The following is an 18,085-nucleotide window of genomic DNA, read 5'->3' as shown; positions in this document are numbered from 1 at the left end:
CTACCCCGTAGCCCATATGGGCTAACCAAAGATCGCCCGTCTGCGCGAGGGCGGGCTCAGCGTCGTGACGCACCATACTCCCAGGCCGTTGAAACGTGACAGCGAGGGGTACCCAAGTGACGACACTGATTTTCAGAGAGATCGGTAAGCGTGGTGCCAGTGTATCGGCCGCCGACCCGATCTTGTACCTCGCCGCGGTCTCGTCGCTCGTGGCAGCCTTCGTTCACCTGTGGATGGTCCCTCACCACCTCGCCGAGTGGTGGGGCTACGGGGCCTTCTTCCTGGCCGCCGCCACCGCTCAGGGGCTCTTCGGCCTTGCCCTGTTGCGCTGGCCCGCGCGGCCGCTCTTTCTGGCGGGGATCGGGGTCAACCTCGTGCTCGTCTCCTTCTACGCCGTGACGCGTACGGTCGGTATCCCCTTCTTCGGCCCGCACGCCGGGATGGTGGAGGAGGTGGGCCTTCCGGACCTCCTCGCGACCGGCGCCGAGCTCGGCCTCATCATCGCGCTCGTGGCGCTCTCGGGGGCGTTCTCAAAGGCCAGGACTTACCTGGCTCTGGGCGTCCTGCAGGCGTTCGGGGTCGGGCTGGCCCTGCATCTGCTTCGGGGTCCGGCGCATGGCGGCCACGAGGTCGACTCGGTGCTCGCCTGGCTGCTAGGCTCCGGCCCAGCGGTCCCCCTCTCGGTCCTCGTGGCCTGGCTCTCTACGCCCCTCGCCCGGTGGCTCTTCGCCCTCTTCGGCGGCGGTGAGCGAAGGACCGAAGCGAGCTTCTGGTCCCGCTACACCTGGGCGCTCGTTGCGGCCACCGCCTACGCGCTCGCGAGCGCGCCGGCGAACGGTCTCGCCGCCGAGCACTCCGCGGCGGGCTCCTTCCTCTTGGAGGCCGGCCGCGACGCCGGCGTGACGCTCGGCGCGGCCTTGCTCCTGCTCCTCGGGGTCGCAACGCTCCGCGGGACGCCGTGGGAGGAGCCGAAGGCTCTCCATTTCTGGCGTCCTCGAGCCATGACGGCCGTCGGCGGGGTTGCGGTCGGCCTCGCGGTCCTCGCGGGCCCGACGGTCTTCGGATACGCCCTCTCCTCAGAGGCCGAGGCCCAAGCTTCCCCCTCTTGCTCCTCCGCCTCCTACGACCGGTCCTACGACGTGGCCGCGGTCAACGTGAGGATCCCCTTCAACCGCTGGGGCAACGTCGACCCGCACGGCCAGATGTACGTGCTGCAGGGCGACAAGGAGGCAGTCAAGAACTGGAGCAAGCCGCTCGCCGCCGACCCCTCCCAGGACCCGGCGGGCAACCGCCGGCTGAGGCCGCGGCCTTTGGTCATCCGGGCCAACGTCGGCGAGTGCGTCAAGGTCGAGTTCACGAACGAGCTGGCCGAGGTCGGGGGCGACGGGCTGCCCAACGACCCCCGCGCGTCCATGAAGGCCTTCGGGCCGTCCTACGACGCCCAGACCTCCGACGGCGGCGCCGTCGGCTACAACGACGACACGACCGTCCCCAACGAAGACGACCCGGCGACGCCGAAGCAGGACAACAAGATCACCTACTACTGGAAGGCCCCCGAGCAGGAGGGCTCCTACGTCTTCCGCGACCAGGGCGCCACGGCCGGCTCCGAGGCGAACAGCGGCAGCGTCGCCCACGGCCTCTACGGCGTCCTCGCCGTCGAGCCCCAAGGTTCGACCTACAGAGACCCGGTCAGCGGAAAGGAGCTCTACACCGAGACCAACGACGTGAGCGGCGACCTCTACGTGGACGCCGACATCATCTCCCCGGGCGGCAAGGCCTTCCGCGAGACCATGCAGATCTCCCAGGACGAGCTCCCCGGCGGCTTCGGCTTCGGGTTCAACTACGGCGCCGAGCCGGACAAGAACCGCGTGGGGACGAACCCCGCGGGCGAGGGCGGGGCCGAACAGGCCGCCCCCGATGCCGTCGGCGAGGAGACGTCGCTCTCCAGCTGGGTCTACGGCGACCCGGCGCTCGTGAAGCTCGCCAGCGGCGAGGGACCGTGGCTGCCCAACGCCCAGAGGACCAACGACGAGGACTGCGGGCTGGACAAGCCGGGCTTCAACTCGGCCTCCTGCTACGTCTCCAACGTCGTCCGCTCCTACCCGGGCGATCCGAGCAAGGTCCGTTTTGTCCACGCCGGCGTCAAGGAGACCCACGTCTTCCACATGCACGCCCACCAGTGGAAGGCCGAGCCGAACGACGAGGACTCCACCGCCATAGACTCCCAGACCTACGGTCCCGGCGAGACCTTCACCGCCGACCTCATCGGCGGGGCGGGCTCCAAGCCGGGCACCTTCGGGGACTCGATCTTCCACTGCCACCTCTACCCGCACTTCGCCGACGGCTTCTGGTCCCTCTTCCGCGTCCACGACGTCTACGAGGACGGCAAGAACAAGAACCCCGACGGCATAAACGTAAAGCCCCTCAAGCAGCTCCCCGACCGCCAGGGGGCGAACCCCGAGACGGGCAGACCCTACGCGCCGCAGGCGACCCCGGATAACCCCGGTTACCCGCGCTTCATCCCCGGCAAGGTCGGCTGGAGGGCGCCCCAGCCCCCGGGCAGCATCAGCGAGACGGTCTCGAGCGGCCAGCCGGACGATCCCGCCACCCCGATCCGCGAGGACTTCGCCAAGGACGATCCGGCCACCATCGAGCGCGAGGACCTCAAGCCCGCCGCACGCGCCGTCGCCGGCGTCGCGCTCGATCCCGACGCCGCGGCCCCCGAAGACCCCCAGAAGGCGGCCGTGAGGACGGAGCTCCTCGAGAAGGTCCGGACCGAAGAGAAGGTCCAGAACCTGAACTACACCGGCAACCCGGACACGCCGGCGAACGCCCTGCCCGGAGCGCCGTTCAAGAACCCCTGCCCGTCGGGCTCGCGCGAGGTGACGTACAACGTCTCGATCATCCAGACCGACGTCGTCTACAACGAGGCGGGAGAGCACGACACGCAGGGGCGCGTGGTCGTCCTCGACAAGGACGTGGACGACATCCTCGCCGGCAGGAAGAAGCCCGAGCCCCTGTTTATCCGGGTGAACGCCGGCGACTGCATAAACTACAACCTGACCAACAGGCTTCCCAACTGGGTCGGAAACGACGCCTTCGTCAGGCTGAACCAGGCCAACATGGTCGGCGGCCACATCCACCTCGTCAAGTTCGACGTACTGGCCTCCGACGGCGCCTCCAACGGCTGGAACTACCAGCAGGCCGCCTTCACCAAGGAGCAGGCCGACTTCCAGAAGGACGTCCTGGCCGGCAAGCAGTCCTGCGACTGGGGTGGGTGCAGGATACCGCTGCCGGCCGAGACCGACCCCGAGGCCGACCCGGAGACGACCTCCAGCGGGCTCGCCCCCGGGCAGACGATTTCCGAGCGCTGGTACGCGGATACCGAGCTTCGGACCGTTTTCGCCCACGACCACCACTTCCCCACGCTCGACCAGGGGCGCGGCTACTTCAACGCCCTCGTCGTCGAGAAGCAGGGCATGGACTTCAGGAACCCACGGACCGGCGAGTTCTACCAGCCCGGCAACGGCTCGACCCCCGGCGCCCCGCGGTGCGGCGACGCCTGCACCGGGGACGCAGCGGGAACGGCGATGGATATCATCGGCCCGGGTCCCAAGGACGACTTCCGCGAGTTCGGCCTCGCGGTTCAGGACTTCGTCACCCTGACGAAGAAGGGCGGGGATCCGAAGAACCCCGCGGACACCGTCAACCCGCCGGCGGAGGCGGAGGCGTTCTCCGACGCCGACCCTGGCGTCATGGCCATAAACTACCGCAACGCCCCGCTCAGGCTCCGGCAGGAGAAGAACGGACGATCGGTCGACCCCGCCCACGCCTTCAGCTCCTCCGTCTTCGGCGATCCGATGACGCCGCTCCTCGAGGCCTACTCCGAGGACCCGGTGCAGGTGCGACTGATCCAGGGCTCCCAGGAGGAGCAGCACGTCTTCGCCATCAACGGCATGCGCTGGCGCCAGCAGCCCGACGACCCCGAGTCCTCCCTCGTGAGTTCGCAGGCTCTGGGGATCTCCGAGGCGTTCAACATGAAGGTGCCGAAGATGGAGTGCGGCGCGAACGACGCCACGTGCGCCGGCGACTACCTCTACTCGACCACCTCGACGGATGATTTGTACCTGGGCGTGTGGGGCCTTTTGAGGGCCCGCGGCAAGCAGGTCCCGTCGCTCAAGCCCCTCCCGGACAACGCCTCGCCGACAGAGGCCACCGACCCGGCCGCCCCCACCGCGACGGTCCCTGCGAACGAGGGCGAGCCCGCGGGCGGCTCGGGTGCTTTGGCCCCGCCCGAGGCGAACTCCCCCGGCACGCCGTGCGAGCCCGGAGCCCCGACCAGGAAGTTCAACGTCGTGGCGATGGAGGCCAGGATCGAGTACAACAAAGAGGGCGACCACGACCCCTACGGCCTGATCTACGCCCTTGCCGAGGACGAGGCCGCGATCCGAAGCGGCGCCAAGAAGCCCGAGCCCCTGGTCCTTCGCGCCAACGAGGGCGACTGCATCGAGACGCGCCTGACCAACAAGCTGACGAACCGCTTCCTCGCGGAGCACGGCAACGCCGGAACGGACGGCGATCCCACGCTGCCCACCGAGCCGGCCACCGGCACCCCCTCGGGCTCAGGGTCTCCTTGCATCCGCAGCTCGTGAAGTACGACGTGCGCGGCTCGGACGGCACCGCCGCGGGCTACAACCGCGACCAGACCGTGGGGCCGGGCGAGTCCAGGCTCTACCGCTGGTACGCCGACGACCCGGGCAGGGCGAGCTCGGGGCTACGAACCTCACCGACTTCGGCGACGTCAGGGGCATCGCCACCACGGCCTCTTCGCCGGCCTGAACATAGAGCCCAAGGGCGCGACCTACCACGACCCGAAAACGGGCGAGGAGGTAAAGAGCGGGGCCTCCGCCGACATCCGGGTGCCCGGCGAGGGGAACGACTTCCGCGAGTTCACGACCTTCTTCCAGGACGGCCTGAACCTCCGCAACGCCCAAGGGGCGATCATCGAGGACCCGCTGGATCACCCGCCGACCCCCGAGGAGCCCGACGGCGAGCCGATGGATGCCGAGGACCAGGGCGAAAAGGGCTTCAACTACCGCAACGCCCCGTTCGTCAACCGCATCGGGGACATCCCCGAGACGGGCATGGACGGGCAGAAGATGGCGAACGTCTTCAACTCCAAGGCCCACGGCGACCCCGACACCCCGATCTTCCGGGCCTTCGCCGGCGACAAGGTGAGGATGCGGGTCCTGCAGGGCTCCGACAAGCCGCGCCAGAACACCTTCCAGGTCTCCGGGCACTCCTGGATGTCCCACCCCGACGACCCGAACTCCAACCGGATCGGCACCCAGGGCGGCATCAGCGTGGGGAGCACCTTCAACCTCAAGCTCGGCAGCGCGGGCGGCCCGGGCCGAGCCGTCGGCGACTACAGCTACGGCACCAGCAGCAACGGCTGGCACTTGTGGGGCGGCCTCTGGGGCATCATGCGGGTCTACCCGAACCCGGCCTCCGGCGCCCTCGACCCGACGCAGCTCAGGGACGTGGACGACCCGCGGGCCAACGGGAACCACCCGATCCTCCCGCTCGAGATCGCCGCCTCCGCAACCAGCCTCGGCCTGAGCGCCCCCGCTACGGTGGACAGCGGCAAGGCCATCACGCTCTCCGGCAAGCTCATGCGCGGCCAGGACGCGGTCGTGGGCAGGCAGGTCATCCTCGAGCACAAGCCGGCCGGCGCCGCGGCCTTCTCCGAGGTGAAGCGCGCCGACACCGCCGCCGGCGGCGCCTACAGCTTCGCCGACATCGTCCCCCAGAAGAACACCGAGTACCGGGTGCGCTTCGCGGGCGACCCGAGGGTCGGGTACGAGGCCTCCCAGAGCCCGGTCAAGGCGGTCGGGGTGAAGGCCGCGGTCTCCAACACCACGGCGACGACGGCCCTCAAGCTCGGCCAGTCGCGGCCCGTCACGGGCGCGGTCACGCCGAACACCACGGGCTCCGTGAAGGTCACCATCAAGCGCGGCACGACGACGGTCGTGAACGCCAAGGTCGTCCCCCTGAGCGGCTCGAAGTACAACTTCTCCTACAAGCCGACCGCCGTCGGGACCTACACGGTCAGCGTCGCCTTCCCCGGCAACGCCAACTACGCGGCCAACACGAGCCCGATAAAGACCTTCAAGGTCGTGAGGTAACGAACCACCGCCCCGAAGGGGGCTCCGTCCGTACCGGACGGAGCCCCCTTCCGCGTAGACGGGCTTCTGCCTTCGTGCGCCGTCCGGCTACCCCAGATGGGCTAGGCAAAGTTCGCCCATCTGCGCGAGGGCGGCCGAGGCGCGCCGGGCCATCATTCGGGTCGTAAGCCGCAGCGCCCGCTCGACGAAAGGCACGTGCCACATGCCGCTAACGCAACTTCCTACCGAAACCCCCAAAGACCGCGAGGCTGCCGCCGACGTCCCCGAGCCGGGCGGCGCCCGACGCCGCCCGCGGTCGATCGGCGGCGCGCTCCTCGTGCTCGCCACCGTCGCCGCCTTGGCCTTCGGCGTCTGGGGCTTCTCCTCCTCCTTGGCGGCGGGCCCGGCTCCGGCGAGCGTGGGGGAGGACGTGGAGGTCCCGGGGGGGCTCATGCGCGTGGATGGGGTCACGCCCGAGCACATGGCGCCGATGCAGATGGACAAGTTCGCCAAGAAAGGGATGAACATGTCGGGGATGGTGTCGGACATGACCCCCAAAGGCTACCGCCGTTTCAGCGTGGACTTTACCCTCGTGGGACAGGGAAGCGCCGGGTTGGACTACTCCGTGGACCGTTTCAGGGCCACCGGGGAGGGGACGAAGGAGACGAAACCGCTGCGCGGCGAGCTCGAGCCGGGTACGGTCCCGCAAGGGAGCGCGGTCTCCGGAACCATGATCTTCCAGGTTCCGGAGGAGGCGAAGGGGCTGAAGCTGAGCTTCGGGGGCGGAACGCCGGTCGCCCTAGACCTCGAGCCCGGCTCGTCCGAAGCCGGAGACCACGGCGGGCACTGAGCGGTTCTTCGACGCTCTCGAAGCCCTCCCCGGCCCGCGGTCGGCGAGGCGGCCGCCGGGCCCCGTCTAGCCTTCGGGTGGCGCCGGCAAACGCGGGGCCATGCCGAGGTTGGATGGTCGCAAGCGCAACGGCTTCCGGTGGCCTCGAAGGCGTCGGGTGACCGGTACGCCGGCCTTACGCGGCGTGCCCCGGGTTCTTCCACTTCGGTGACGCCGCCGAAGTGATCTGGGATCATGAGAGCAGCCGGCTTCCCGGCACTCCGCGGCTTTATGGGACGGCGAAAGGGGCGAGTACGCAAGCAGAGCACACCGTAAAGGATTCAGGGCCCGTGGAGGGCATACCGGATCTTGGCCGTGTCCGGTGGCTCGCGATCTTGCTGCCCACGTTGGCCATAGGAATTTTCGAGTTTATGCGCCACCAGTGGCTGGCGCCCGTGCTTCCCCCGTGGCTGGGCCACGGCTGGCCGGGGAACCTGCTTGGGGCCCTCGTCGTGGGCGGAGTCACCTACGGCTTCACGCGCATCTTCTCCGGGATGGTCGCCGGAGCCGCCCTCACGGCAGCTCGGGCCCGTGAGGAGGCCGCCGTGCTGGTCGAGCGACAGCGTTTAGGACGGGAGATGCACGACAGCGTCGCCCAGGCGCTGTTCTACCTGACCGTGAGGCTCGACGAGGTAAGTGGACTTGTGGCAGCCGGTGACCGTGGGGGGGCGACCCAGGAGCTCGCGGCGGTGAGGGAGGACGTGCGCGCGACGCACGGCCACGTCAGGTCCGTGATCTCAGACCTGAAGCGGCAGGCCGACGGGGAGGACTTCGGCGAGGCAATGCGCCGCGCCGCCCGGGAGACCGCCGAGCGCCTGAAGATCCGCGTTACTTGCAGGGTTTCGGAGGACGCCCGTGTACCCGCCGCCGTGAAGGGCCAGCTCGTCGCGATCGTCAAGGAGGCGTTGACCAACGCCCAGAGGCACGGCGGCGCCGAGCACGCGGTGGTCACGGTGAAGAGAAGAGGCAAAGGGACGGAGCTCGAGGTGACCGATCGTGGCCGCGGGTTCGATCCGGGAGCGGTGCGCGGGGAGGACCACTACGGCCTCGCCATCATGGAGGAGCGCGCCCTCATGGCCGGCGGGGCGCTCAGGGTCTCGTCCGCGCCGGGCGCGGGGACCAGTGTGACGGTCTGGATGCCCGCGCCGGAGGACCGATGAAAGCCGGGAGGCGCGTCCTCCTAGCCGACGACAGCCCGCTCGCTCGGCGGGCCGTCCGTACCCTCCTCGATGGGGACGGCGAGTTCGAGGTGGTCGGCGAGGCGAAAGACGGTCGCGAGGCCGTCTCCCTCGCGCGGGAGCTCAGGCCCAACCTGGTCCTGATGGACCTGAACATGCCGCGCTGCGACGGTTTGTTGGCGACGCGTCTCATAAAGCGCGAGCTGCCCGACACGACGGTGGTTATGCTCACCGTCTCCGAAGAAGCCGGCGACCTCTTCGAGGCCATCGCCAACGGGGCGCAGGGGTACCTTCTGAAGAGCCTCGAGCCGGAGGAGTGGCTGGCCGGCCTGCGGAGCCTCGCCCGGGGCGAGGCCGTCCCGAGGGTACTGGCCCGACGGATCGTCATGGAGTTCGCCGCGAAGGCGCCGCCCCCCGAACCGGAGCACGTCCTTACGGCGCGGGAGCGGGAGGTTTTGGGCCTCGTGGCCGCGGCCAAGACCAACAGGCAGGTGGCCTCCGCGCTGCACATCTCCGAGCAGACCGTCAAGAACCACGTCAAGAGCGTCATGAAGAAGCTCGGCCTGAGCAACCGAGTGGAGCTGGCGCTCTACGCCCGGCGGCTCCTCGGGCTCGACAATTAGCCCTTTGGGGCCATTTGCTCCCTTAGACGAGCCGGATAGACTGCCCTCAATACAGTTCCGTCACATATTCAAAGGCTAGGTGGAGTGATATGAGGGCAGCGTGGACGTTTCTGATCGGCGCGGTTCTGGTGCTTGGCGTCGCCGGAACGGCCTTCGCGCACGTCGAGGTCTCCCCCACCGAGGTCCCCGCGGGCGGGTCGGAGGAGTTCACCCTGGAGGCAGCGGGCGAGAAGGAGGTGCCCGCCACGGAGGTCAGGCTCGAGGTGCCGGAGGGGTTTCGGGTGACGAGCGTGCCCGAGACGCCCGGTTGGCAGAGCGGGCAGGAGGGCAACTCGATCGTCTGGTCCGGCGGACGGATCGATCCGGACGAGGTGGGGGAGTTCGTGTTCGAGGCCGAGGCGCCCGCGACCGCAGGCGAGACCACCTGGAACGGGTTCGTGACCTACGAGGACGGCAGCGTGGTCGAGTGGACCGGGCCTCCCGACTCCGAGACGCCAGCGTCCGTGGTGGAAGTCGTTTCGGGACCTTCCGCCTCGGACGAGCCCGGGGGCGAAACCGCCGCCCACGAAGACGATCACACCGCCGGAGCCGCGGCCGAGGGATTGCCGGACTCGGGCGGAATCCAGCCGGCGATACTTCTCCTCCTCCTGCTCGCCACCGTGGGGGGGGCCGCCTCGGCTATATTGCTGGCGGCGAGAGCCAGATTGCACCGGGGCTGAGTCGTGGCGCGGGGCGACGGGGGGACGTGGCGCGTCGTCGCGCGGAGGGCAGCGACGGTGTTGGCGGCATCCGCCGTCTGGGTGGTGTTGTGGTCCTCCCCCGTCCTCGCGCACGCCGGGATCGTGGAGCGCCTACCCGAGGAGGGGGCCGCGCTCGAGAATCCCCCTGACCGGGTGCGGCTGCTGTTCAACGAGCCCGTGGAAGCGGCGTTCAACCCGCTGGAGGTGTACGGCCCCGGGGGCGAGCGCGTCGACGAGGACAACGCCCGGGTGGACCCCGAGAACCCTGACGCCGTCGTGGTGGACCTGCGGGAGGGCTTGCCAGGCGGCACCTACGAGGTGAGGTACCGCATCTCTTCCACGGACGGCCACCCCGTAGACGGCAGCTACGAGTTTCGGGCGAGCGCGGCGGCCGAGGACCGGAGCGCGGCCGCGGCGGGCGAAGGAGCCGCCGAGGAGCCCGCCGCTCCGGCGGCCCCGGACGAAGACGGCTTCGGTACGGGCGGCACGATCGCGACCGTTGGGGGGATTGGTCTCGTGCTGGCCGTGGTATTGGGTTTCGTGCTGCTTCGCCGGGGATGACGCCGTAGAAGTCAACCGTAGGATGTGCCGGCCATGAAGCTTCTCGTACGTTTGATGTCGACCGCGGGGGCGATCTCCTGCGTCGCCGCCCTGGGCGCTCCTGTGGCCCGCGCGCAAGGTTCGCACGCGGAGGGGCACCTGGAGAGCGGGCGGCTCCCCGCCATCGAGATAGCGGCCGGCCTCGCCCACGGGGTGGGGCTCGGGACGGCCGTGTTCCTCGTCGGTCTGCCGGTCTTCGCCGCCCTGGTGTGGAGACCGGCGAGCCGGGAGGAAGCCGCGGGCAAGATCTTCGCTCCCTTCGGCCGCTGGGTATGGGCGCTGTTCGGCCTGCTGGTGGTCGCGGGAGCGGTCGAGGTCTCGTTGTACGCGGTGCGGGCCTCTGGCGAACCCTTCGGCCTCGGGCTCCTCTGGCAGGCGCTCTCCGAGACCCGGGTGGGGCACGTCTGGCTTGTCAGGCTAGGGGTCGGTGCGCTGATCGCGCTCCTCGCCTCTTGGGCGCTCGACGACGAGCGGGGCCTCCCCCGGTGGGTGCTGCTGGGCGCGGGCTGCGTCATGCTCATAACCCTCACCCAGTTGAGCCACGCCGCCGAAGGAAACCTCGTGACCCTCATGGCCGACTGGTTGCACGTCATCGCGGGCTCGGTCTGGGTGGGGGGCCTCCTGGGTTTCCCCATGCTCCTGCTCGGGCCGCTCCGCGGCATGCAGCGCGAGGAGAGGGCGCGGGTGCTCGGCCGGGCCGTGCGCCGTTTCTCGAGGGTCACCACCGCGGCCGTAGCGGTGCTGGTGGTCACGGGGGTGTACGCGTCGTTGCTGCGCCTGCCGGACCTCTCGGCTCTCGTCGAGACCGCTTACGGCCGCGCCCTGATCATGAAGCTAGGCATGGTGACGCTGATGCTCGCCGTCGGCGCGATCAATCTGCACGACAGGGGACGCGACCCGTTCGGCAGGATGGTGATGTTCGAACTCCTCTTGGCGCTTGGGGTGTTCGTGGCGACGGGTTTTCTCACCAGCCTCCCGCCACCGGGCACGGAAACCTAGAGGGAGCGGCGGCCTCGTCGAACTTCTCCCCCCTCCCCCCACCGCGACGCCGAGGAGCAGCGGCACATCTCGCTCGCCGGGCTCGGCCTATCGGCGGGTCTCACGCGCGAGACGTGATCGTGTTCGGCGCCGGCCTCGACGGCCCGTCCTTACGCAGCCGACCCCTCCGGACGAGGGGCGGCCGACCTCCTGAGGAGACAGCTCGCCGGTCCCGGGCACCACGGGATACGGCGTCTCGTCGCTTCTTTGGGCTCCTGGGCCTCGCGTCCCCGCCAGGTTGCACGCTGACCCACCCTGTGGCGCCTGGAGGGCGGGCGGAGGACGAGCGCCGGCTCCTGCCCCCGCTGCTCTGCTCGGGCGAACTTCTCGCGTCACTGGGCCACGCCCTCCTCGCCCTGAAGCGTTTGTCGCGGCGGGTGGACGGCCAGATCCACTTCGCCGACGTCGGGCGCTACAGCTGCCCAAACAAGATGGAGGGCACCGTCGAGAGCGGCACAAAGGAGGCCCACCGCGCGCTCGAGGGGCTCGGTGGCAAATCGACTCGCGGCGAAACCCTCGGAGCGCCGACGCGTAGCCCGTGAGGCCCGACTCGGCGCCCTACCCGTACAGCCCGGCCACCCCCCTCGCCTTATTGAGAATGGCCGCCCGGAGCTCGGGGGGAGACTCCACGACGACGTCGGTCCCGACGCTCAGGAGCCGCGATGCGTAGTAGTCGAGCCCTCGGCGCGCTATCTCCGCATCGATAACCCCGCCTCCGCATCCGTCGGGCGCGATACTGCCGAAGATGAAGGCGAGCTCGACGCTCTTCGATGCCCGCTCGGTGACGCGTGCCCGAAGCTGTAACCGCTCCTCCTCCGTATCCCCCGCGTCATGGGCCCAGTGCTCCTCGGGCGGCACATGGGCGGGGCGCTCGTACCCCTCGACGCGTACGGCGGTGAGGAAGCGATCGGCCCTCATGGAGGCGTTGGCGCCCCGCTCGTGGTCGAAGCAGGCGCAGTACCAGAACCCCCGCGAGGCGTAGAGCCCGAAGGGGAAGATCACCCGCTCGGAGGTCCCGGACCCCGTCGAGTCGTAGACGACCTTGAGGTGCGTCCCGTCGAGCGCCGCGGAGAAGAGCTCCCCGAGCAGCGGCGCCTCGTACTCGGGCACCGGCCCCACCACGGCCACGTGCCGCCGCAGGCGGTCGAGCCCGTCTGCCGCTTCCTCCGGCAGCGCCGTCCGCAGCTTGGCGACCGCCGAGGCGCCGTCGGACGAGAAGGGGTGCACCGGATAGCGCACGAGCGTTTCGTAGGAGAAGATCAAGGCCAGAGCCTCGTCCATCGTTAACGACGGCGAGAGCCACCGCCACCCCCGCAACAGCGAGTACCCACCGCCCGGTCCCCCCGTCGAGCGCAGCGGCACGCCCCTGTCCGAGAGCGTTCGCAGGTCCCGCAGGATCGTTTGCCTGCTGACCCCGAACTCCTTGGCCAGCTCCCACGACGTGAAGCTCGGCTTGGCCTGTATCCTAACCATTAGCTCCGAGAGCCTCGCCGCGCGGGACACCTTCCTCCCATCCACGAAAGATAGCTCACGCTCGACGACCGGTATTTTAGCGCTCCGCAACCCCACGGACCTCTGCCGGCACGGAGCACGCGTAGGGGCCCGGCCGTCGGTACGGGTGTTCAGCCGGGTAAAGTCGACAAACCCGCGTCGCCTCGACGGATCAAACTCGGCCAACAGCAGCGCAACGCCCGGCTGCAGCGAGGCTTGGCAGGAACGGACCACCGAGGACGTTCAGGGATGGGGGCCTCTGCCACCCATGGGACCTCACCAGTCCCCGGGCACGACGTCTTTGCCCCTCTCGGCCTTCAGGCTGCCCCCCATGCTCGGTGCCCCGCCGCTACGACCGTCGCCCGAGCCGAGACCCTCCACCCCTTCCATCCTCTCGGAACCCACCATGCCCTCGAAGTACACTCGATCCCCGGTTTCGGCATTTCGAGCCGAGAAGGCAGCCGGTCCCCACGGATGCTGCCGGAGACGAAGGAGAGGCGCACGCGACCTCCCCGTACCCGACGATCGGCCCGGCGCATCCGGCGGCGATAAGCGTGCGGGTTCGCTCGTCCCGTGGAACCTGCGGTGGCGTCGTCATCAGCAGAACCGCCGGCTCCGCATCTGGCGAGCAGGACCCCAAACAGAGCCCTGCCGGTAATGTGCAGCATCCCGCGGCCGGTTACCGTCCGTTTCAACAGCGGGGCTGCAGCCGCGAGGTCCTCCGCTAGGTCGTACGGACCGCCCGATTGGGCATAGGGGCCTCAGGTGGGCTCGAGAGCGCACCTCAGCGACCAATTGGCAATCATACTACGCCGTTGTTAGGGTTTGCGTGGATCTTCATGCCGACCTCCTACTACGGGTACTCAACGTGCGGCGTCCCGGTGGACGCTCTTCGCCGGTGTTGCTCCTGTCAAAGCTTGCACGCGCTACAAATCCTGCCCGAGAAAGGCGTGACCGCAACCTGCAACGGGTAGCACACGCCGTTAAGCGGCGGCGCGTCCTCCAAGTGGAGGCCGGTGAGGTCCTCGACGGCGGCCCCGCGTAGAGGGTCGTGGCTGCCACGCTAATGCGCCCGTGCGCGACCCCCGCCACCGTCTAAGCGCCTGGATCTTCCGTTTGGAGAGCCATCAAGCGATTCGCGTCCGGCATGGAGCCCGCCTGATCCTTAAAGTCTTGGCGGTCCATTCGCCGACTTCTAGCGCGATCATCCGTTCCGCGCCTCCCAGCTCTCCCCGCCGTCACCGCTACGGTACACGAGGGCCTCCTCCCCTTCGAGCACGCCCGCGTATACGACCCGCGGGTTATCTGGGGCGACTGCGACGGTCGACACGCCGGCGGGAAGCCCCTCGCCGACGGGCCGCCAACTCTCCCCGCCGTCGGTGCTCTCAAAGGCCCCGCCGCCTGCCGCAGCGTAGACGACGGCCGGATCGGCGACGCTCTGGGAGACCCACATCGCCATGCCACCGGGTATGACGCCGAGGCGTCGCCAGGTTCTCCCGCCGTCCTCGGTCCGCAGGAAGTCGCCTTCCATTCCGGCGACGTAGAGGGTTCTCGGGTCGCCAGGGTCCACCAGGATCGGGCCCATGACGCCGACCCCGGCGTTCACGGCCTCCCAGCTCTCGCCGGCGTTAGGGCTGCGGTAGAGGCCCGCGCCGACGAGGGAAGCGTAGAGGGTATCGGGATCGCTCGGGTCCATGCCGAGTCCATGTACGTCGGTGGCGGGCAAGCCGGAGTTGTCCCGCTCCCAGCTCTCCCCGCCGTCGCCGGAGCGGTAGAGGCCCGGGTGGCCACCGGCGTACATCCGCGAGGGATTGCGTGGGTCGACGACCCAACCCATAGGGTCCGCGCCCTCAAGGTCGTCGATCTGCCGCCACGTCGCCCCGGCGTCCTCGCTGATCGCGGCACCTCCGTGACCGCCGACCATGACGCGGTCCGGATCTTCGGGATCCACCGTCATCGCGTGGAGGTCGCCGCCTACGAGCGGCCGTTCGGACGCGCCCGCCCCTGGCGATGGCGCACCGGGGCCGCCGGTCAGGAAGGCGTATGCCGCGATCAGGGCCGCGAGCGCGAGCACGGCCAGCATCCCCCGGAGAAGCAGCGGTGACCGCCGCGTCTTCTCGCCCCTCGCGTTCGTTGTCTTGCTCAATTCACCTTCTCCCGTCCTTCTGGCTGCCGTCCGCTCGTCCCGAGGATCGAAGTTTATTGCCCCGCTCCAAAGCCTCGATCTTCGCGTCCAGCGCGGCCTGCTGCGCCTTTAGACGCGCGAGTCGGTCTTCGCGGGACGATTCGGGACCGCCGACCGCGCTCGCGTTCCGGTCCCCGTGCATCGCTTTCATCATCAGCAGCATCGACAGAGGGCAGGCCGCCAGCACCAGGATGGGGAAAGCAGCTGCCATCGTGGCGGGAGCGACCGCGTAGATCCCTACTGCAACCGCCCCGAGCCCGACCAGCACCTTCCAATTCAGGCACATCTTCAGCATCTTCAACCCGTTAAACCTCCTGTTACCGTGTTCCTTGGGGATCTGCTCGGATTGGGGTCGCCCGGTTCGGTCGGCAGGGAGAACCCGAAGGTCGCGCCCTTGCCGGGTATACTCTCCGCCCATACCCTGCCCCCGTGCGCCTCGATAAGCTGCTTGACGACCGCGAGGCCGATCCCACTTCCCCCGCCCTCGCGCGAGCGGGCGGGGTCGGCGCGATAGAAGCGCTCGAAGACGTTGGGGAGGTGCTCCTCTGGGATGCCACGACCGGTGTCGCGGACGGTCACGCTCACCCCGTCGTGCTGCGCGACCGGCTTCAAGCTTACCGCCACCTCGCCGCCGGGCGGGGCATGCCTCAGCGCGTTGTCCAGCAGGTTGCCCAAGACCTGGTCGATCCGATGGGGGTCCACCTCCGCCCGCGGCAGGTCTTCGGCGATCTCCACGGCGAGCCGGACGCCTCTCTCCTTCGCACGGGAGGCGAAGCGGGCGACGCTCGTGCGCGCCAGCGCGGCCAAATTCGTCGCCCCCTTGCGTAAGGGAAGCTGCCCAGTCTCCGCCAGCGAGAGGTCGCGCAGGTCGGTGATGAGCCGGGAGAGTAGCCTGGTCTCGCGGTGTACGTCGGCCACCTCCTCCACCGAGAGCGGCCGGACGCCGTCGAGCATGGCCTCAAGGTTCGCCTGGATGACCGCGAGCGGGGTCCTCAGCTCGTGGGCGATGTCGGCGGCCATGCGCCGGCGCAACGTCTCCTGGCGCCCGACCGCCTCGGCCATCGAGTTGAAGGCCTCGGCGAGCTCTCCCAGCTCGTCGCGCCTGCCGCTCACCGGGACGCGCCCTTCGAAATCCCCGGCGCCCAGCCTCCGGGCGGCCAGGGTGAGGTCCCGTAGCGGGCTGGAGATCCGGCGGGCGAACAGCAGGCCAAGCCCCACCGCTGCCAGCGCCGCCACGAGGCCGCCGATCCACAAGGAGTCGGTTATCGCCTCGAGGTAGGCGCGCTCGGCGGGACCGAACATCTGCTCCATCGCCGCCCGGCTGGCACGCGATCCCATCATCTCGTCCATCATCCGGTCCATTGCGCCGAGGTCGCCGGTCCGGCGGCCCATCAGGTACTCCTCGAAGGCGCCGCTCGAGGCCCTCCCTACGAGCAGTCCGAGCACCCCCACCGCGACGAGGGCGACCCCGAGGAAGGCGAGCGTGAGCTTCGCCTGTAAGCTACGCAGACGGTTGGGCACGGCGGGCTTCCTCCATCTTGTAGCCGACGCCGGGCACGGTCGCGATGCTGGTGGCGGCCGCCTCGCCGCCTACCGCGGCGAGCTTCTTGCGCAGGTTCTTCACGTGCGCGTCGATTGTGCGCTCGTATCCGCCGTACGCCTCGCCCTGGATCCTCTCCAGGAGCATCAGCCGGTCGAAAACCCGTCCTGGACGCCTCGCAAGCGCAGCCAAGAGGCGAAACTCGGTCGGGGTGAGCGACAACGGTGCCCCCTCCCAGGTCGCCTCGTGCCTTGCCTGGTCCACGCGCAACGGACCCGCAGAGAGCGTCTCCTCGCCGCTATCGGTGGGGTTTGCTCGCCGGAGGACCGAGCGGATGCGGGCCAGCAGGGCCCGCGGGCTGAAGGGCTTGGTGACGTAGTCGTCGGCCCCCAACTCCAGCCCCACCAGCTCGTCGACCTCCTCGGCGCGGGCGGTCAGCATGATTATCGGGACGTTCGAGTCCCGCCGCAGGCGGCGACAGACCTCCAAACCGTCCAGCTCCGGCAGCATCAGGTCGAGGACGATTAGGTCCGGCCGCGCCTCGCGGAAGCGCACGAGCGCCTCCCGCCCGTCGCCGGCGCTCACGACCCGGTAGCCGTCGTGTTCGAGGTACTCGCGCACGACCTTGACGAGCTTCGGCTCGTCGTCGACCAACAGTATCGTGCGCTTCGTACCCATCTCTCGCCCTACGCCTTCCTCGACCGCAAGGTCCCGGTGATCCTTCCAGCCCGTCTTGAGCTCGAACCGTGGCCGTCCTCCCTAGTGCCCGTGGTGCTGCTCACCGGCCTCCGGCTTCCGGTCTTCCTGCCCATTGCCCGCGGCTTCGATCTCGTCCAGGTACCCCTTCATCAGCTCGATCTCCGCCGCCTGCTCGTCCCTTATGGTTCGGGCGAGTTTCCCGAGCTCGGGGTGATCGGCCTCTTTCAGCGCCTTCTCGGCCATGTCGACGGCCATCTGGTGGTGCGGGATCATCATCCGCAAGAACATCTCGTCGGTCGCATTGCCACCCATCGTCTCCTGCAAGGAGCCGCCCATCATGCCTTCCATCATGCTGCCGTCGCCCATCACCTCGTTCATCATGCCGGCGGGCATCCCGGAGGTTCGTCCGGCGTCGGGGTACCACTCCTCGCGCCAGGCTTGCATCTGCTTTACCTGCTCGGACTGGCTCTGCCGGATGTTCTCGGCGAGCCGGCGAAGCTCCGGCCGCTCGGAGTCGGAAATCATGTGCTCGCTCGACACGATCGCGCCCTCGTGGTGCATCGTCATCCCGTCGATAAACTGCAGGTCGAACGGCTGCTCCTCGTCGAACGAGCTCATCATACCCTCGCTCATCATCGAGTCCACACCGCCCCCGCCGCCCATCATCGAACCCATTTGGCCGCCGTCCATCATACCGCCCATGCTACCGCCGTCTGCCCCGGATTCCGCGTTGTTCCCACCCATCATCGAGCTCCCCTGGCCCTGGGCGTAGACCGCCCCGCCCCCGACCACGAGCAGCGCCGCGGCGACGAGTCCGGCCACCACCGGCCTGGCCTTCGAGCGGCCCCCGGCGACGCTCCCGGCGTCCTTCGGTTCCTCTGAAGGTGTCTCGTGCCGCGCGGCGTCCGTGCCGTCCGGAGCGAGACTTCTATGCGAGA

The 18,085-nt window shown here is 69.2% G+C and carries 16 protein-coding genes; 9 read left to right on the top strand and 7 right to left on the bottom strand.

Going from position 1 to position 18,085, the window contains the following annotated elements; all coding sequences use genetic code 11:
- Positions 1 to 116 precede the first annotated feature (116 nt).
- The 9 genes from GBA65_RS21810 to GBA65_RS21770 all read left to right on the top strand — a co-directional run bounded on the left by GBA65_RS21810 (position 117) and on the right by GBA65_RS21770 (position 11,774).
- Complete coding sequence (locus tag GBA65_RS21810; RefSeq protein ID WP_166398737.1) at positions 117 to 4,652, top strand: hypothetical protein; 4,536 nt, start codon at positions 117 to 119, stop codon at positions 4,650 to 4,652.
- 267 nt (positions 4,653 to 4,919) lie between these two features.
- A complete protein-coding gene (locus GBA65_RS21805) occupies positions 4,920 to 6,185 on the top strand; it encodes an Ig-like domain-containing protein (RefSeq protein ID WP_166398736.1) in 1,266 nt (421 codons plus the stop codon).
- A 202-nt stretch (positions 6,186 to 6,387) separates the two neighbouring features.
- Positions 6,388 to 7,014, top strand: a complete 627-nt coding sequence (locus GBA65_RS21800; protein ID WP_166398735.1) for a DUF4352 domain-containing protein — start codon at positions 6,388 to 6,390, stop codon at positions 7,012 to 7,014.
- A 329-nt stretch (positions 7,015 to 7,343) separates the two neighbouring features.
- Positions 7,344 to 8,213 (top strand): sensor histidine kinase, encoded by an 870-nt coding sequence (locus tag GBA65_RS21795; RefSeq protein WP_166398734.1) that lies wholly within the window; start codon positions 7,344 to 7,346, stop codon positions 8,211 to 8,213.
- Complete coding sequence (locus tag GBA65_RS21790; protein ID WP_166398733.1) at positions 8,210 to 8,854, top strand: response regulator; 645 nt, start codon at positions 8,210 to 8,212, stop codon at positions 8,852 to 8,854. Before GBA65_RS21795 ends, GBA65_RS21790 begins: the two co-directional genes overlap by 4 nt.
- Before the next feature lie 89 nt (positions 8,855 to 8,943).
- Positions 8,944 to 9,573 carry a DUF1775 domain-containing protein gene (locus GBA65_RS21785; RefSeq protein ID WP_166398732.1) on the top strand — a complete coding sequence of 210 codons (630 nt, stop codon included), beginning with the start codon at positions 8,944 to 8,946 and terminating at the stop codon, positions 9,571 to 9,573.
- A 57-nt stretch (positions 9,574 to 9,630) separates the two neighbouring features.
- Complete coding sequence (locus tag GBA65_RS21780; RefSeq protein WP_166398731.1) at positions 9,631 to 10,155, top strand: copper resistance CopC family protein; 525 nt, start codon at positions 9,631 to 9,633, stop codon at positions 10,153 to 10,155.
- 33 nt (positions 10,156 to 10,188) lie between these two features.
- Complete coding sequence (locus GBA65_RS21775; RefSeq protein ID WP_166398730.1) at positions 10,189 to 11,193, top strand: copper resistance D family protein; 1,005 nt, start codon at positions 10,189 to 10,191, stop codon at positions 11,191 to 11,193.
- A gap of 296 nt (positions 11,194 to 11,489) precedes the next feature.
- Positions 11,490 to 11,774 carry a hypothetical protein gene (locus tag GBA65_RS21770; RefSeq protein ID WP_166398729.1) on the top strand — a complete coding sequence of 95 codons (285 nt, stop codon included), beginning with the start codon at positions 11,490 to 11,492 and terminating at the stop codon, positions 11,772 to 11,774.
- A 16-nt stretch (positions 11,775 to 11,790) separates the two neighbouring features.
- Here GBA65_RS21770 and GBA65_RS21765 read toward each other — a convergent pair whose 3' ends face one another.
- The 7 genes from GBA65_RS21765 to GBA65_RS21740 form a co-directional block, all read right to left on the bottom strand.
- On the bottom strand, positions 11,791 to 12,735 hold the full coding sequence (locus GBA65_RS21765) for a helix-turn-helix transcriptional regulator (protein WP_266096637.1): 945 nt from the start codon (positions 12,733 to 12,735) through the stop codon (positions 11,791 to 11,793).
- A 264-nt stretch (positions 12,736 to 12,999) separates the two neighbouring features.
- Positions 13,000 to 13,131, bottom strand: coding sequence for a hypothetical protein (locus GBA65_RS25670; protein ID WP_266096636.1), 132 nt, complete (start codon positions 13,129 to 13,131; stop codon positions 13,000 to 13,002).
- A 796-nt stretch (positions 13,132 to 13,927) separates the two neighbouring features.
- Positions 13,928 to 14,869, bottom strand: coding sequence for a beta propeller repeat protein (locus GBA65_RS21760; RefSeq protein WP_166398727.1), 942 nt, complete (start codon positions 14,867 to 14,869; stop codon positions 13,928 to 13,930).
- A gap of 1 nt (position 14,870) precedes the next feature.
- Positions 14,871 to 15,209, bottom strand: a complete 339-nt coding sequence (locus GBA65_RS21755) for a DUF2933 domain-containing protein (RefSeq protein ID WP_166398726.1) — start codon at positions 15,207 to 15,209, stop codon at positions 14,871 to 14,873.
- Positions 15,206 to 16,429, bottom strand: a complete 1,224-nt coding sequence (locus GBA65_RS21750; protein WP_166398725.1) for a sensor histidine kinase — start codon at positions 16,427 to 16,429, stop codon at positions 15,206 to 15,208. The genes GBA65_RS21755 and GBA65_RS21750 overlap by 4 nt, the downstream gene beginning before the upstream one ends.
- Positions 16,410 to 17,126, bottom strand: a complete 717-nt coding sequence (locus GBA65_RS21745) for a response regulator transcription factor (RefSeq protein ID WP_166398724.1) — start codon at positions 17,124 to 17,126, stop codon at positions 16,410 to 16,412. Before GBA65_RS21745 ends, GBA65_RS21750 begins: the two co-directional genes overlap by 20 nt.
- Before the next feature lie 81 nt (positions 17,127 to 17,207).
- The gene (locus GBA65_RS21740) at positions 17,208 to 17,972 is read right to left on the bottom strand and encodes a DUF305 domain-containing protein (protein WP_166398723.1); all 765 of its coding nucleotides are present in this window, start codon (positions 17,970 to 17,972) and stop codon (positions 17,208 to 17,210) included.
- Positions 17,973 to 18,085 lie beyond the last annotated feature (113 nt).

The organism is Rubrobacter marinus (assembly GCF_011492965.1).
GTDB lineage: Bacteria > Actinomycetota > Rubrobacteria > Rubrobacterales > Rubrobacteraceae > Rubrobacter_F > Rubrobacter_F marinus.
This window is presented reverse-complemented; position numbering and strand designations above follow the sequence as displayed.